The 16632-nt window shown below is 43.8% G+C and carries 13 protein-coding genes and 4 tRNA genes; 5 read left to right on the plus strand and 12 right to left on the minus strand.

Features of this window, described 5'->3' with window-relative positions; all coding sequences use genetic code 11:
- Positions 1 to 158: 158 nt before the first annotated feature.
- From uvrD to lptM, 6 genes are read right to left on the minus strand one after another with little or no spacing between them, the layout of a single operon-like run.
- Positions 159 to 2330 carry a DNA helicase II gene (gene uvrD / locus M1E93_RS17660; protein WP_004915554.1) on the minus strand — a complete coding sequence of 724 codons (2172 nt, stop codon included), beginning with the start codon at positions 2328 to 2330 and terminating at the stop codon, positions 159 to 161.
- A gap of 49 nt (positions 2331 to 2379) precedes the next feature.
- Positions 2380 to 3096, minus strand: coding sequence for a 5-amino-6-(5-phospho-D-ribitylamino)uracil phosphatase YigB (yigB, locus tag M1E93_RS17665; RefSeq protein ID WP_004915551.1), 717 nt, complete (start codon positions 3094 to 3096; stop codon positions 2380 to 2382).
- On the minus strand, positions 3096 to 4025 hold the full coding sequence (gene xerC / locus M1E93_RS17670; protein ID WP_004915548.1) for a tyrosine recombinase XerC: 930 nt from the start codon (positions 4023 to 4025) through the stop codon (positions 3096 to 3098). Before xerC ends, yigB begins: the two co-directional genes overlap by 1 nt.
- Entirely contained in the window at positions 4007 to 4711 is a 705-nt protein-coding gene (locus tag M1E93_RS17675; protein ID WP_004915546.1) for a DUF484 domain-containing protein, read from the minus strand. The genes xerC and M1E93_RS17675 overlap by 19 nt, the downstream gene beginning before the upstream one ends.
- A 27-nt stretch (positions 4712 to 4738) precedes the next feature.
- Complete coding sequence (gene dapF / locus M1E93_RS17680) at positions 4739 to 5563, minus strand: diaminopimelate epimerase (protein ID WP_014657285.1); 825 nt, start codon at positions 5561 to 5563, stop codon at positions 4739 to 4741.
- 21 nt (positions 5564 to 5584) lie between these two features.
- On the minus strand, positions 5585 to 5764 hold the full coding sequence (gene lptM, locus M1E93_RS17685) for an LPS translocon maturation chaperone LptM (protein WP_004915541.1): 180 nt from the start codon (positions 5762 to 5764) through the stop codon (positions 5585 to 5587).
- Between the two features lie 276 nt (positions 5765 to 6040).
- Here lptM and cyaY point away from each other — a divergent pair, with 276 nt between their 5' ends.
- On the plus strand, positions 6041 to 6358 hold the full coding sequence (gene cyaY, locus M1E93_RS17690) for an iron donor protein CyaY (protein ID WP_004915539.1): 318 nt from the start codon (positions 6041 to 6043) through the stop codon (positions 6356 to 6358).
- A gap of 7 nt (positions 6359 to 6365) precedes the next feature.
- Here cyaY and M1E93_RS17695 read toward each other — a convergent pair whose 3' ends face one another.
- The gene (locus M1E93_RS17695; protein WP_042116052.1) at positions 6366 to 8936 is read right to left on the minus strand and encodes a class I adenylate cyclase; all 2571 of its coding nucleotides are present in this window, start codon (positions 8934 to 8936) and stop codon (positions 6366 to 6368) included.
- A gap of 598 nt (positions 8937 to 9534) precedes the next feature.
- Between M1E93_RS17695 and hemC the strand changes: the two genes are divergently transcribed.
- Genes hemC through hemY form a run of 4 tightly spaced genes read left to right on the plus strand, consistent with a single transcriptional unit; the run spans position 9535 to position 13657 of the window.
- On the plus strand, positions 9535 to 10479 hold the full coding sequence (hemC, locus tag M1E93_RS17700; RefSeq protein ID WP_004915533.1) for a hydroxymethylbilane synthase: 945 nt from the start codon (positions 9535 to 9537) through the stop codon (positions 10477 to 10479).
- Complete coding sequence (locus tag M1E93_RS17705; protein ID WP_004915530.1) at positions 10476 to 11231, plus strand: uroporphyrinogen-III synthase; 756 nt, start codon at positions 10476 to 10478, stop codon at positions 11229 to 11231. The genes hemC and M1E93_RS17705 overlap by 4 nt, the downstream gene beginning before the upstream one ends.
- A 3-nt stretch (positions 11232 to 11234) precedes the next feature.
- Entirely contained in the window at positions 11235 to 12461 is a 1227-nt protein-coding gene (hemX, locus tag M1E93_RS17710; RefSeq protein WP_004915527.1) for a uroporphyrinogen-III C-methyltransferase, read from the plus strand.
- Between the two features lie 2 nt (positions 12462 to 12463).
- Positions 12464 to 13657 (plus strand): protoheme IX biogenesis protein HemY, encoded by a 1194-nt coding sequence (hemY, locus tag M1E93_RS17715; protein ID WP_004915525.1) that lies wholly within the window; start codon positions 12464 to 12466, stop codon positions 13655 to 13657.
- 121 nt (positions 13658 to 13778) lie between these two features.
- Here the strand turns inward: hemY and M1E93_RS17720 are convergent, their stop codons facing one another.
- From M1E93_RS17720 to M1E93_RS17740, 5 genes are all read right to left on the minus strand, one after another.
- Complete coding sequence (locus M1E93_RS17720) at positions 13779 to 14726, minus strand: IS30 family transposase (RefSeq protein ID WP_140035165.1); 948 nt, start codon at positions 14724 to 14726, stop codon at positions 13779 to 13781.
- Between the two features lie 1400 nt (positions 14727 to 16126).
- Positions 16127 to 16203: transfer RNA gene (locus tag M1E93_RS17725), tRNA-Pro, on the minus strand.
- 30 nt (positions 16204 to 16233) lie between these two features.
- Positions 16234 to 16319: transfer RNA gene (locus tag M1E93_RS17730), tRNA-Leu, on the minus strand.
- A 15-nt stretch (positions 16320 to 16334) separates the two neighbouring features.
- Positions 16335 to 16410, minus strand: a tRNA-His gene (locus M1E93_RS17735).
- An 81-nt stretch (positions 16411 to 16491) separates the two neighbouring features.
- Positions 16492 to 16568 (minus strand) — tRNA-Arg (locus M1E93_RS17740).
- Between the last annotated feature and the right edge of the window lie 64 nt (positions 16569 to 16632).

Consider the following 16632-nt stretch of genomic DNA (forward strand, 5'->3'; position numbering starts at 1 on the left):
TAAAAATATATAACTGAGAGGAGAACAAAACAAATTTTAATTTTATATACGTTAATTAAAACCACATAAAGCTATTAATTAATTCGTTTATAATAAAAGTGAAAACTATAAAAATGCCAATTCTAATAGCGAAATTAGAATTGGCATTTATCAATAAACTATAAATTTTCTAACCGTGCATACGATGCAACCAGCCATTTGATCCCTTGCCCTTGAAAAGCAATTTGCAGTCGACAATGCTCACCACTGCCTTCCAAGTTAATAATTGTGCCTTCACCAAATTTCGGATGGCGAACACGTTGCCCCAACGCATACCCTGAATCATTTCGAGTAACGGGTGTGCCAAGGCGTTGGTGATTAACAGGGCGTGATACGGTTGCACGTAAACGCACTTCTTCAACACATTCCGTCGGTAATTCCGCAATAAAACGTGACGGACGGTGATAGACCTCTTTCCCATATAAACGGCGGCTTTCTGCATAAGTTATCGTCAACTTTTGCATAGCTCGAGTGATCCCCACATAAGCCAAACGCCGCTCTTCTTCCAAACGCCCACTTTCATCCATCGACATTTGGCTTGGGAACATTCCTTCTTCCATGCCCACGATAAATACATTCGGGAATTCCAAACCTTTAGCCGAGTGAAGCGTCATCAGTTGGACTGCATCTTGATGAATATCCGCTTGCCCATCTCCCGATTCGAGCGCTGCGTGAGATAAGAAAGCCTGCAGTGGCATCAGATCCTGATCTTCATCTTGATAGCTAAAGTCGCGCGTTGCGTTGACTAACTCTTCCAAGTTTTCGATACGCGCTTGTGCTTTTTCCCCTTTTTCTTGCTCATACATTGCACGTAAGCCAGAGTCATTGATCACTCTATCCGTTTGTACATGCAGTGGCATCTCTTGCGTTTCTTTCGCAAGTGCATCCACTAATTCTAAGAAACGTTCAATCGCTGCCGCCGCTCGCCCACCGAGGACTTGCTCACGCAATAAATATTCACAACTTTCCCAGAGTGTCAGTTGTTGATCACGCGCGGTTTGCCGTACCGTATCCAGCGTCCGCTCACCAATGCCCCGCGTCGGTGTATTCACAACTCGTTCAAACGACGCATCATCATTGCGGTTAGCAATAAGCCTTAAATAAGAGAGGGCATCTTTGATCTCTTGGCGTTCGAAGAAACGCTGACCACCATATATACGATATGGCATCGCGCTTTGAATAAGGGCTTCTTCCAGTACACGCGACTGAGCATTACTACGGTATAGCATGGCACAATCTTGCAAAGCTCCCCCATTTTCTTGCCACTGTTTAATACGACTGACAATATAACGTGCTTCATCTAATTCATTGAAAGCACAATAGAGAGAGATTGGCTCGCCATCACCGCCTTCCGTCCATAAATTTTTCCCTAATCGATCACTATTATGTGCGATCAATGCGTTAGCGGCTTTCAGAATATTATTCGTCGAACGATAATTTTGCTCAAGACGGATAGTTTCGGCACCGGGAAAATCATTCAAAAAACGCTGAATATTTTCCACTTGTGCACCACGCCAGCCATAAATGGACTGATCATCATCGCCGACGATCATCACTTTACCCGTGTCACCCGCTAACACTCGGATCCACGCATATTGGATACTGTTAGTATCTTGGAATTCGTCGACTAAAATATTGGTGAAGCGTTCGCGATAATGTTGTAGCACATGAGGTTTGTTCAGCCACAGTTCATGGGCGCGTAACAGGAGCTCAGCAAAATCCACTAGCCCCGCACGATCACAAGCTTCTTGATAGGCTTGATATACTTTCAGCCAAGTGCTTTCAACCGGATTACCATAGCACTCAATATGTTGAGGCCGTAGCCCCTCATCTTTTTTGCCGTTGATATACCACATGCCCTGACGGGGTGGCCACTGCTTTTCATCAAGGTTCATCGCTTTTAGCAAACGGCGAATTAACCGATACTGGTCATCACTATCTAAAATTTGAAAATCTTGTGGTAGGCCAGCATCCAGATAATGTTGGCGTAGAAGGCGATGTGCTAAACCATGGAACGTTCCTATCCACATGCCACCTTCACTTGAGCCAATCAATTGATTAATACGGTGGCGCATTTCTGCCGCCGCTTTGTTGGTAAAGGTCACCGCCATAATCGAAAATGGCGATGCATGCTCAACCGCCATTAACCAAGCAATCCGATGTACTAACACACGCGTTTTACCACTACCCGCTCCCGCAAGTACTAATAAGTTAGTGCGTGGTGCAGCAACCGCTTCACGCTGTTTGTCGTTAAGGCCTTCGAGCAGATAAGAAACGTCCATAATTACCATCAAAGCAGAACAGTGGCGACGACCACTGTATTTTTATACAGAAAAATGATTATACCAGTGACAATAGAGAAGCCAACTGAGAAATTTCAACATGCGGCAATAAGCGGACATCTTTTTCTTCCATCAGCGTCTTATTGTCGACATTGATCCAACAAGCTTGCATACCACTGCGGATCGCACCTTCGACATCAGTCAGCAAATTATCGCCAACATGCAAAATGGCATGAGGCTCCAGTGCTAACTTTTGAGCGGCTAACCGATACATATCACAATAGGGTTTCGAGCGCCCATCCGGGCCAGCTTTTAATACAAACTGAAAATATTGCCCTAATCCACACGCATCAGGCTCTGCATTACCGTTAGTAATTGCTACCAATGGCAATTTTTTGGCTAACTGAGTGAGTGTTTGGTGAGTGGATTCAGGAACATCGATTTGATTACGCCAATAAGTAAAATGAGCCATGAGGTCATCCGCCCCTTTTTGCGCGTCTTCACGGCTGTACCCATAGTGGCAAAACATCATTTTCGATGATAACCAACGCCAACGCGTGATGTCATGGCAAATATCAGGCTCTTGCTTCGCCACAATATTGCGAAAAGTGTATAAGTCATCATGGGTAAAATGATTAAACTGCGCATCATATTCACGGACAAAACGTAACACTTCTTCTTCCGTTTTATCAATGACCGGATGGTTGTCATACAATGTATCATCTAAGTCAAACGTAATGGCCTGAATAGGTGATAACGGACGGTAAAAATGCATTAAGGTTTCTCCCTTTTTGCTCTGGGATGAGCCACATCATAAACATTAGCCAGATGCTGGAAATCTAGGTGTGTGTAGATTTGTGTCGTCGATAAATTTGCATGACCGAGCAACTCTTGCACACCGCGTAAATTACCACTTGATTCAAGGATATGTGTTGCAAATGAGTGACGCAATTTATGAGGGTTAATGTGGCTATTAACCCCTTGTTTGATCCCCCATTGCTCAAAGCGCTTTTGAACATTACGGTTAGATATGCGTTTACCACTCTTTGTAGAGATAAAAACGGCACCATCTTCCGGCTCGTACAGCTCTCGCATTTCTAACCAACGCTTTAACCAGCTCACTGCGGTTTTGCCTAATGGGATCTTACGCTCTTTACTCCCTTTCCCCATCACTCTGACCTCACCCATCGCGAGGTCTAAATGACGAACATCTAACCCAACCAATTCAGATAAACGTAACCCCGCACCATACATCACTTCTAACATTGTCCTATCACGGACCACCAGCGGGTCGCCGCTTTCCATGCTCAGCAACTTTGAAACTTCATCCACATCCATATTTTTGGGTAAACGTTTTTTGGCCTTTGGTGCATGGACGGCAGTCACTGGATTTGCAGAAAGCTTATCTTGTTGCACCATCCAATCACAGAAACTCCGCAATGCCGATAAACGTAATGCCATACTGGCAGCTTGTAAGCCTTTACGACGACTTTTTGCTGCCACGTTGCGCGCTTTCGTGGCATCTAATTGCCGCCATTCGCTGACGTTCATTTCATTCAGCATCTCTACGACCACCGTGAGTTGACGGCGATAATTGGTGATAGTGACAGGGCTGAGCCTACGCTCAATTTGTAAATAACGTAAAAATGCTTCGACTTGGATCATCAGCCCTTGTGGCTGGGGGGTTATAGGCGCTCTATCCATCGGCAAAGTAACCTCGGTAGAATTTGAGCCACTTTCTCTAACATAACCGTTCCCATACCCTGTTGATAGTGATCTCGGTCGCGACTCGTAAATATCACCATGCCAGATTCCCCATGATGACCAAATAGTGAGATAGCCACTGACGCCACATTCATGGCATCAGGCAGTAAAAGTTGTATTTCAGGGCCGTTTAAATGGCCTAAATAGTGGGTCTTATCACCGAAACGCTGAATACGAATCGACTCAAATGCACGTCGAGACACGACAAGTGCTTGGGCATCAAGCGGAGCAGATAGCCGCCAGCAATCACTAAATAGACGCACAGATGCCCCGGATAGACCTAATTTTTTCGCCCAGCGATTCAAGCTGTTTAACATGTCACTCAGGCTCTGCGCCATTGACATCTCAATCACTAAATACAGCAATTCATCAAATAGTTGACCGTTTTCATGAGCCTGTTCAACCATGAAACAGATATCTTGTTCGAGTTGTTTGATTTTCAAACGTTGACGGTTCATGACGGCTTCAGGGAGCGAAATGGCTCCCTGAATAGCATGTGGGATTGTAAGCTGTTCAATAAGCGAGGCATTACGGATAAAGAAATCTGGCTGTTCCTGTAAGTAACGCACCACTTGGCTATCATCAATTTGATAAGGGCTGTCTAGTGCTACTTCCGGTTTATCCATTATAACCTCTTGATAATTGAATAAAGCTTAGAGCTGGATCACACCATCATAAACATGACTGGCAGGGCCTGTCATATATAACGGAGTGCCTGGACCATTCCAACTTATGTCGAGTGAACCACCCGGTAAATCAACTTTTACCTGATTAGCCAGTAACCCTTGCTGAATGCCAATCGCGACCGCCGCACATGCACCACTGCCACAGGCTTGTGTTTCGCCGGCACCACGTTCAAACACCCGCAAACGGATATGGTGAGCACTGACGATTTCCATAAAACCAACATTGGTTCGCTCAGGGAAACGTTCATGGCTCTCCAATACAGGGCCTAAAATTTCCACTTCCGCCGTTTTGACGCTTTCAACTTGGATCACACAATGGGGATTGCCCATTGAAACAACACCACATAACACTGTACGTTCTAAAGCGCGAATAATATAGGTCTTTTCCGCTTTGATGGCGCGAAACGGTACTTTCTGAGGCTCAAACTCCGGCTCTCCCATGTTCACGCAAACATCGTCATTTTCATTGATTGTCAATACCATACGTCCAGATTGGGTACTGACCTTAATCTTTTGTTTATTTGTTAGCCCTTTCAAACGCACAAAACGAGCAAAACAGCGGGCGCCATTCCCACATTGTGCGACTTCACTGCCATCTGCATTAAAAATGCGGTAATGGAAGTCTAAATCAGGATCATAAGGCGCCTCAACTAACAGTAATTGGTCAAAACCAACCCCAGTATGTCTATCAGCAAGACGGCTAATCAACTCAGGAGAAAAGTAAACATTCTGAGTGACACCATCAACAACCATGAAGTCATTACCTAAGCCATGCATTTTAGAAAATTGCATATTCCGCTCCATCGCAGCAGCTTATTGTTGGTTTGAGGTCGACACTCGCGAATCTGCCGCTGTGCTATTTTGTGTTTCATCAGATGATTGTGATGATGTCGCCTTATCTTCTGGTGGGAAATAAAGAGGGCCTTTTAAGCCACAACCAGAAAGAGTGAACAAAATAATAAGCGCAGAGAGTCCAACTAAACTTTTTTTCATTATATTTCGCCTGTAAAACTAACTTGTGACGTCTGAATAAGGTAACAGATTAACAGGGCTGCCTTTGCAAATCACTATTGTTCATCAATTGAGTCGTGATTTTGTTCCCCATCCACAATAGCATAATGCTTAAAAGGGGAGCCACCAACAAATGTTTTAACTGCCATCATGGAAAATCAGAGGGTACCGGTACATTTCTACCGTCAATTGACCCCCATTGATGTTCACACCTATAATTTCCACTAGCGAATGATTTAAACAAATAGGGAACTAACCGTGAATGATAGTGAATTTCACCAACTTGCCGACCAAATGATGGCTTCAATCGAAGAGCATTTGGATAATTATGACGGCGATGCGGATATCGATTGTGAAACGAATGGTGGCGTAATGACGCTCAGTTTTGAAGATGGCAGCAAAATCATCATCAACCGACAAGAACCTTTCCACCAAATTTGGCTCGCCACGAAACAGGGGGGCTATCACTACGATTATAAAGATAACGACTGGGTATGCGACCGTTCAGGCCAACGTTTTACAGATATGCTTGCACAGGCGATTGCTACACAAAGTGGTGAACCTTTCGCATTTTAAAGGCTCATTAATAGTAGTGTGCGCGATGATGAGGTGATGACTCAAAATGCTCTGAGTGTGTCATCTCATCTTTTTCGATATCGAAGGGCCAAGAGCCTCCCGAAAAGGGGATAACTTGGCTTTTGCCTTGATGGTTTACGATTTGATAAAACTGTGGCAGGTTAAAATTAATAAAGCTTGCACCGTATGTGAAGCGATCATGAGATGACGAGTAGAAGCGGCTCACATCACGCACCAACTCTTCTTTAGAGCCTTCACAATGTGAGTAGATCTCAACACGGTTGGCTTCATCCAACACATAAATATTAAACCCTGTGTTATCCGCTGTATTCTCAAAGAAAAACTGTACGATCCCTTCACTTGCATAACCATCGACAACCGCTGGTAAATGGTTGTTCTCTTTCGCATTGAGTTTTACTGGCCAACCATGGAGTTTGTTATGCGAAATAGCACCATAAAACTCCACCGCATTTTCGAGCTTCTGAACAGAGACGTTTAAGCGTTCAAAGAACAAGCCCCATGTCTGTCCGGCAATGCGCAGGGCTTTGAAACGCCCCGGATCATTACGGTTACTTGATAAACGCAAATCAATACACTCTGACACCAATTGCTGCACACGCGTTCTGACTAGCCCACGCAAATGCTCACTGTAGCAGAACACCTCTACAGCGTCTGGTGGCGCGGCATCTTGGTGCATCTTACCTAAAATGGTTTTAAGTGCTTCTAACATGCACTGCTCGCCACTAAAGTGAAGCGTTCTCACCTCATTCCATGAGTTGCGATACAGCAAATCAATACTGCCGATAAGACAACGCTGCTCTTGACCAAAGCTAAAGACATCTAATTTTCTAAAATCAAAATGCACAACTTGATTCGAATAAACTTGGGTGGGGTCTTGCTCTAAATTGACAATGATAGCCAAATGGCGAATTTCACAGGGGCTATATAATGCTTTGGGCGTCGGTGCTGGTAGGCGTATCGGGAAGTGCCCTGATACGTCATGCATCAATTCCAATAATTTCTTCTCATCACACTGAGATTGCCCATGATGCATATACACCTGAGTATTTTCGGTCAATAACCCATTAAAATAAGCCCATGCGACGAGTTTATTTAAATAACGGTTATATTCGAGCGGCTGATGACCAATAATGGTTTCAATATACGGAGCTTGGTTATATAAGTACCAACCACTACGATTCGCACGACCCGGCGGAACATAAATAAATGTGAGGTGTTGCTCACTAAGATCCGGTGATATTTGTGGGTTCACTAACGTCACTTTACCCGGTAGCGCTTCAAACGCTGCGTATAACTTACGCGTCAATACGCCAATATCTTGTGGGCTAGCACTGACGCTTAAATTATTACGACGCGCAAAACGGATTAAATTACGATAGCTTTGCATCATCGTATCGAGCAATTCATTGTGTGCTTCACGAACTCGTTCAATTTTCCATTGACTACGCGAATCTAACATCGCTAAGCGTTCAGCACCCCATCCCCATGATTCAACTAACTGAGATAGCACATCGCGTCGCCAGCCAGAGCATTCATTTTCTGTATCTTTAGATAATTTTTCACAGACTTTGAGGTAGAAACAGCGGCGGATTAAATCAAGACGGGTGGTATCATTTATTTCAATTAAATAACGGGTGACACGTTCTAACATCAAACAATACGAGTCTAGACCGTAACAAACTATCTCACCCGCATGAAGATGACGTTTAAATTCTAATGCTAATAACTTACCTTTTGGGTAATCCCACGAATAAGACTCGAGAAGTAAACTTTTTAAGACGGCTTTATAAGGGGAATCGACACTCTTATATAATTGCCATAAGCTAGCCCCGAAATATTCGGCCGCTGACAACTCCCCTAACCCACCGAGATCGAGCCATTCATTTGGCGTCAATACACCTTGTGCATAAAGCGCCATAACATATTCATCGTAATGATGCTCTTCTTCAACTGGCACCATAGTCCATAACAATCTTTTACCTGCCATACGTACTGCGGTGCGGTAAAATTCATCCAGCAATAAAATATGTTGTGTTGAACCACAATCTTCCCCACCGATATGCCCGCTAGCATGATGGCGAAAACGGTTTTCATCGATTAAGAAGACTGTCACATCAATGCCTAAAGAAGCTGCCCACTGCTCGATTAAGGTACATTTTTTTTGTAGCAGGCGTTTCTCTTCGTTATCTAACCATGAGGGATGGCAGACCCAGATATCAATATCGGAGCATTGGCTTTGGCCAACTGAGGAGGTGCTACCCATCGAGTAAATTCCCGTTATCGGTAACTCACCATTCGCTTTTTCTGCGTTGGGAAGATACTTGCCAAATTGGGATAACCAAAGTTTTTGGTCATTGTCGGGGGTGAAGAAGCAAACGCCATAAGGGACATTCCCTTCGATATAACCCGGTATCATAGGGTGATGATAATGAAACAAGACAGGCAGCAGGCTGTAAACCTTACAAAAGGTTTCATCCATTGACGCTGTCGCGCGATCTAACCGAAGTTGGTTTATCGCATCAAGTCTCTGCTTTAAAGTTTCAATATAGAGATACAAGGGATACGCCTGGCTGAATGAACTTAACAACAAATCTGGGTAAAACCCAGCACCTAACAGATAGAAATATATTTAAAATTTTTTTCAAATGAATTGTCGGAAACGTGATCAATTTAACACCTTGCAGCAAAAGGGTAAAGTAGATCACATAATTTTATCTGTGTATTTTTGATACAAATTAATTTTCAACATATTGTATAAAAAGGCTTTTTATTTTTTATAACCCCCGAATATCCCTTGTTTATCAATGGAATAATAACAAATTGTTCGTTCGTTCAAAAAACATACATCCAGCGCCTATTTCAAATCTAATTCGCATTGCGCCTATGCTTGAACGCTTCACCACTAGATTGACGTAAATTGAAACTTTTTTACTCCCTGCACAGCACAAATAGCTAAAAAAATAGGGATGGCACTCTCTGTTTACGATGGCTCCCTCTTATTTATCTCAATCATAAAGAGAAGATTTTTATGAATAATGCGCTCTATAAACGGAGGGTTTAGGAGGCCCTAACTGGAAAACCCATCGCTAAAATGTTAAAACTAGGGATAATTGTATAGTTAATCTATGGCAGTTTATGCCTGAGAAAGCAGCGAAATGACATCAACGAATATTGTCCGTATTGCAACACGTAAAAGCCCTTTAGCTCTGTGGCAAGCTTACTTTGTTAAAGAGAAGCTAGAGCAATTTCATCCAGGCTTACAAGTTGAGCTAGTTCCCATGGTCACTAAAGGCGATATCATTCTAGATACGCCACTCGCCAAAGTCGGCGGTAAAGGCCTCTTTGTTAAAGAGCTAGAGCTTGCCCTGCTGGAAAAACGGGCCGATATTGCCGTTCACTCAATGAAAGATGTTCCCGTTGAATTCCCTGAGGGCCTAGGGCTGGTGACAATTTGTGAACGTGAAGATCCCCGCGATGCTTTCGTGTCTAATCAATATGATAGTCTTGATGCACTACCTGCGGGCAGTGTCGTTGGTACATCCAGCCTACGCCGCCAATGCCAATTAAGGGAACTACGCCCTGACCTTGTTATCCGTGACCTACGAGGTAATGTTGGTACGCGTCTCTCAAAGCTGGATAACGGGGAATATGATGCCATCATTTTGGCTGTTGCTGGGCTGAAACGGTTAGGTCTAGAAGCGCGAATTCGTACAGCATTAGCACCAGAGCAATCTCTGCCCGCAGTTGGGCAAGGTGCGGTGGGCATCGAATGCCGCCTAGATGATGAACGCACTCGCCAACTACTTGAAAAGCTTAATGATGATAATACTTCTGTCTGTGTGCTTGCTGAACGTGCAATGAACATGCGCCTTGAAGGAGGCTGCCAAGTGCCTATCGGTAGCTATGCAATTTGGCAAGATGGACAAATTTGGCTACGTGCACTAGTTGGCGCGCCTGATGGCAGTCAAGTTATCCGTGGGGAACGTTTAACCACACCAGAGCAAGCCACTCAAGCAGGTATCTCCCTCGCTGAGGAGCTGCTTGATAAAGGTGCACGTGAAATACTGGCGGAAGTTTACCAAGGAAATCCGCCAGCATGAAGGTATTAGTCACTCGGCCGGAGCCTGCTGGCTCTGAGCTTGTTGCTGCCATCAAAGCAAAAGGGGCAGAAGCATTCGCTTTGCCACTTATTCAGGTGGGGCCGGGGGCTGAATTAGACTTACTCGGATCACGCCTTCAACAGCTCACTCAAAATGATTTAGTTTTTCTTTTATCTAAAAATGCGGTCTGGTATGCAGATTTAACCCTTAAACAAGCAGGACGCAACTGGTCAGATAAGTTATCCTATTATGGGATCGGTCGTTCAACTGGTCAGTATTTTGAGGCGCTAACAAGCAAAATGATCCGCTGGCCTGAGCATGGCGAAACCAGCGAAGCATTGCTAAGCCTTCCTGAATTACAGTTTCTTGAAGGGAAACGTGCGCTGCTCTTACGGGGCAATGGTGGTAGGGAACTCCTCGCCTCTACGTTACGGTCTAGGGGAGCGCAGGTGGAATATTGCGAATGTTATACAAGACACCCTGTTTTGTATGATAAAGCAGAGTTTAATCAACAATGGGTTAATAAGGGCATTACAGATATTGTTATCAGTAGTGGTCAAATGTTAGCCTTATTAAATGAATTGATCGCTGAAAATACAAAAGCATGGTGGTTTAATCGCCGTTTATTGGTTGTCAGCGAACGGATTGCAGACCAAGCTCGCCAAATTGGCTGGCAACAGGTCTGTGTGGCAAATAGCGCAGATAATAATGCTTTATTAGAAGCATTACTCTCAACCGACATGGGATGCTAATTTATGACGGAACACAATAAATCTACCGAAACGGTCAACAACGATACTGTCGCGGATACCCCAAACAACCGCCAAACTAAGCCGTCTTCGGAGCAAAAACGTTCTGGTCTCATCGGTAGTGCCATCGCTATCGCTATTATCATCGCTATCGGCGGTGGTATTTATTATTTTACTCAACAAAGTAATACACAACTCGCTAATGAAAATAGTGAGTTAAAAAAACAGTTGAGTGAATTAATTGAACAACAAAAAGCGGATAGGCAACGTTTAGATTCTCTGGTCGCTTCACAGTCAGCACTAAGCTCACAAGCTCGCGAGTATGAAGATCAACTAAACCGCCGTATGCAAGAGCTACAAGCGCACGTCAATGCATTATCCAGTTCAGACGTAAAAAGCTGGTTACTGGCGCAAGCTGACTTTATGGTCAAAATGGCAGGCAGAAAATTGTGGAATGATCACGACCCAGTTACTGCCGCCGTACTTTTGAAAAGCGCCGATTCCAGCCTTGCAGAGATGAATGATCCTAGCCTTTTGGATATTCGTAAAGCGATTAAAAATGATATTGCTAGCTTAGCGGCTATCAACCAAGTCGATTACGACGGTATTATTCTACGTTTGAACCAGTTAAGTAATGAAGTTGACAACTTGCGCCTAAACGATATCAATAGCGGTGATGCCAAAGTTGATGATGACGAACAGGTCTCCGGTGATATTGCCGACTGGAAACAGAACTTATCACGCAGTTGGAAAAGCTTTACCAGTGATTTTATTACTGTACGTGCTCGTGATGGCTCTGAAGCGCCACTGCTTGCGCCAAATCAGGACATCTATTTACGTGAAAACATTCGTTCTCAATTACTCATTGCTGCACAAGCGGTTCCTCGCTATCAAGAAGAGACCTATAAGCAATCTTTAGAGCAAGTCTCTACTTGGGTACGTGCCTATTTTGATGTGAATGCACCGGCAACCAAAGCTTTCCTTGCTGAAGTTGATGAGTTACTTAATCAATCAATCGACACTGAAATGCCTGATACATTAGAAAGTCAGCCAAAACTTGAAAAAGTTATGCAGGCACGTGTTCGTAACCTACTTGCCCAATCAGAGGAAAGTGCAAAAGCGTCAGCAACCCCCGCAGTAAAGGAGGAAAAACAACCTTCTGAAACTGAGGCTAAACCCGAAAAATCAGAAAGTTCGGTCGTTACAGCACCAACTAATGAGCAGAAGGGGTAATTATGATTAAAGTATTCATCCTCTTTATTGTTCTGATCGCAGGCATTATCTTAGGGCCGCTATTAGCCGGTCACCAAGGCTATGTCTTCATCCGTACAGATAATTATGACATTACGACCAGTGTCACCAGTTTAGTTCTGTCTTTTATATTACTACAATTCGTATTGCTCTTTTTAGGTTGGTGCTATCGTCGTTTTATCAGCACAACCTCTCGGACTAAAGGCTGGGTGAGTGGTCGTAAGTACCATAAAGCGCACTCGCAAACCCAAAAAGCCCTCTTAAAGCTAGCTGAAGGGGATTTCGATCAAGTCGAAAAGTTGATGAGTAAGCATGCTGACTTCTCTCAACAGCCTGTTATCAACTACTTACTGGCTGCTGAAGCCGCGCAACAGCGTGGTGATGAATACCGAACTCACCAATATCTCAATAGAGCCGCAGAAGTGGCTGGCAGTGATCAACTGCCTGTAGATATCAGCCGTGTTCGTATTCAATTAGCGGAAGATGAGGTCTATGCGGCTCGAACTGGCATCGACAAACTTCTTGATCAAGCCCCAAGACACCCTGAGATTTTACGCCTTGCCGAGCAAGCCTATCTACGTTCTGGCGCTTATCAAGCACTGATTGAGCTACTGCCTGTCATGGCAAAAGTCCAGCTGCACAGTGAAGATGAGTTAGAAGCCTTAAAGCTCAAAGCTTATAAGGGGTTAATGAACCAGTGTATGGCAGAAAACGGTAGCGAAGGTCTTAAAGAGTGGTGGAAAGCACAGCCACGTAAAATTCGCCATGAAATCGCATTACAATCTTTCTTAGCTGAACATTTAATTGAATGTAATGATATGGAAAGCGCTGAGAAAATTATTATTGATGGCTTAAAGCAACAATATGATGAGCGCTTATTACTGTTAGCCCCAAGGCTACGTAGTGATAAACCAGAGCAACTGGAAAAAGTGTTAAAACAGTTGGTTAAACAATCTGGAGCTACGCCATTACTCAATAGCACAATGGGGCAAATCGCCTTGCAGCATGCGCAATGGGAACACGCGGAGTCTTATTTCAAAGCAGCATTAGCACAGCGTTTCGATGCACACGACGCCGCTTGGCTAGCCGATGCGCTAGATAAGCTACATAAAGCCGAAGAAGCTGCAAAAATTCGCCAAGAAGCGTTGCTACATTCACTGAAGAAAGATCGAAGTTAATAACCGTAGCAATAAATATTTATAATAAAAAAGCTCCGTTCATATGCGGAGCTTTTTATTTGTTATTATTCCTTCTAAAAAGAATCATAGTTAATGGCGGATTCAAGTCCGAAGTGCAACGCTAAGCCGCCTTTCTTAGCTCCGCAAACACCACCGAAGGTTGTCTGAACCCCAGACACTTGCGTGGCCTGCTGTTCAACGCTCCCTGATAGCGTTGTAAGTCTTCTTCTGTCACTGTCCGCAGGTCTGTTCCTTTCGGGATAAACTGTCTTAACAACCCATTCGTATTCTCGTTCAGCCCACGCTCATGCGAGGCATACGGATGGGCAAAGTACGTATCTGCGTTCAGTGCTTCTGCTATCGCCTTGTGCTCACTAAACTCTAGACCGTTATCGAACGTTATTGTGTGACATACATCCTGATACTCACTCAGCAGTGAGATAATGGCCTTACTGACTTCCACCGCATCCTTTGAAAACACCTTTTTTGTCAGGTAAATACGGCTTTTGCGTTCTGCCAGTGTCACGATAGCACCAGTGCCCTGTTTACCCTGCACCAAATCGGCCTCCCAGTCCCCCAGACGGCTACGGTCATCGACGACTGACGGCCGTAGCTCAATGGATACCGCATCAGGGATGCGCCCTCGTTTCTGCCCGTAGCCCTTACGATATCGCCGTTTGCCCTGCCTAAGATGCCTGTACAACTCGCCACCGCTACGCTTATCCGCATAGATATACTGGTAAATCCATTCATGGCTGACGCTAAGACCAATAATGCTGCCAATTGCACTTATTTGCTCAGGACTCCACTTCCACTCCAGAGCAAATATCACGAAATCTATGGTCTGCTGAGGAATTGTCCTTTTGGCAGATGACAGCCGCCTATCACAGCACTTCTGGTGTGCCTGTTGTGGGTTATAACCAGTATCTGAAGTGTTACGCCTCAGTTCACGGGAGACCGTGGACTTGCTTACACCGATACGGATACCTATCTCATGGCAGGATAAATTATCCTCACGCAGTATCGATATCTGGTATCGTTGTCCTTCGGTTAGTTGCTGATACTTCATACTTACTCGCTCATCTTTGGTCGGAAGAGCAGGATAGCTTATCAGTAGCTAACCGTCCTTCCATCTAACATGACCGAGCGTTGCACTTATTATCTGAATTCGCGAATTGAATATTTTTTATTAACCATCTTATGATTAATAGTCAACCTACTTATTAAACCCATCTAAAAAAGAACTTAACTGTGCATTATGAAATTAAAAGCGCACAAATAAAGCTGAAAAATAATTGATTTTCGCATAACATCAAACAAAGCAACTGTTGTTCTGTAATATATCATTTACATAGTGTATAAATAATACATTGCCTTTGATTTAACCGGACTCAGGATATCTACATGAATGTAATTAAAACTATTTGGTGCTGGATTATTGCAACCCCAAATCGACTGCAAATATTTTTTGATCTTTTACTTCTCATTTTGTCACCCTTTGTTTTTATCACGATTATCGGTTTCAATACCGTTGATTTAAACAAAGACATCTTCATCATTACATTCATTATTCTTTGCTATACCTACATTACTCGTTGGTTTAGCAAATGGTTCTGTAACAGAAAAAATTAATCTAATGTATGATGTGAACTGATTTCCTCAAGCAACAAAATACGGTTCAAGAGGGGATCAGTTTTGGCTGATGAGTTCGCATGCAAAAAAAAAACACCTGCCAACAATGACAGGTGTAAATATACAATCAGGTCTACAGACGGATGGTGCCTCACTCAACGTTTCGTCCATGGGTTGATGAGAAGAGGATGAGCTCTTGTTCATCTATATTGGACAATAGGCACCGATAATCGGCTTTGCATCATTCCTAGGTTTATGAAGCATTGCTATCATAATGAGTGGAATGAGCATCTACATAATAAGTAATGCAGGATGCGTGCCAACTTTTCCAAAACAGAAATATGGCTATTTTTTATCCCGTTTTTTTAGCAAGCCTGCGAGATGACATCGTTTTTTTCAAATATCCGCTATGTTAGCCAGCGATACTCGCTATCCATCATGACGACAGCCCGACTTCGCTGTCTCAATTCAGAGACACCAAATAACTATTAGTTATTTATTCATATAAATCATGATGTTATATGTCTCCATTTGGAGACAGCAAAATATAGCTTTGTATCTATTTTACGACATCAACTATTATCAATGAAAAATAACCAATAAAAGCAATTAATTAGAGATAGTTTATTCCCCAAAAATAGCACGTCCAGTCTGCATTTAAAAACAGTGAAAAACATAGGGAAGTAAACAACATTTCAGGTCGAGGGATAATGACCACACAACAATCAAGTGCGAAAGATTAGATAAGCTAGAAGAGGAAAAGGATTGATTCCGCCGATAATGGGTATGCGCTAAAAAGCAAAAACCCCGCTTATTCAAAGCGGAGTTTTCTAAATTTGGTCGGCGAGAGAGGATTCGAACCTCCGACCCACTGGTCCCAAACCAGTTGCGCTACCAAGCTGCGCTACTCGCCGATACTATTTGTATTTTCTTCACTCTTTTCGTGGTGCGAAAGGGGGGACTTGAACCCCCACGTCCTGAGGACACTAACACCTGAAGCTAGCGCGTCTACCAATTCCGCCACCCTCGCAATGTCACAAAAGAATGGGGTGGCTAATGGGACTCGAACCCACGACAACTGGAATCACAATCCAGGGCTCTACCAACTGAGCTATAGCCACCATAACTTCACTTTATTCAAAGCGTTGCTATTATACTACATACAACATTGTCTTGCCAACCGTAGCCGCACGCTAATTTAATGGCGCGCCCGACAGGATTCGAACCTGAGACCTCTGCCTCCGGAGGGCAGCGCTCTATCCAGCTGAGCTACGGGCGCTTAACGCCGTTGCGGGTGTGGATAGTACGGATTTAATCACTCCCTGTCTAGTCCTTTTTTCAAT

Source organism: Providencia sp. PROV272 (genome assembly GCF_049901975.1).
Taxonomy (GTDB): Bacteria; Pseudomonadota; Gammaproteobacteria; order Enterobacterales; family Enterobacteriaceae; genus Providencia; species Providencia stuartii.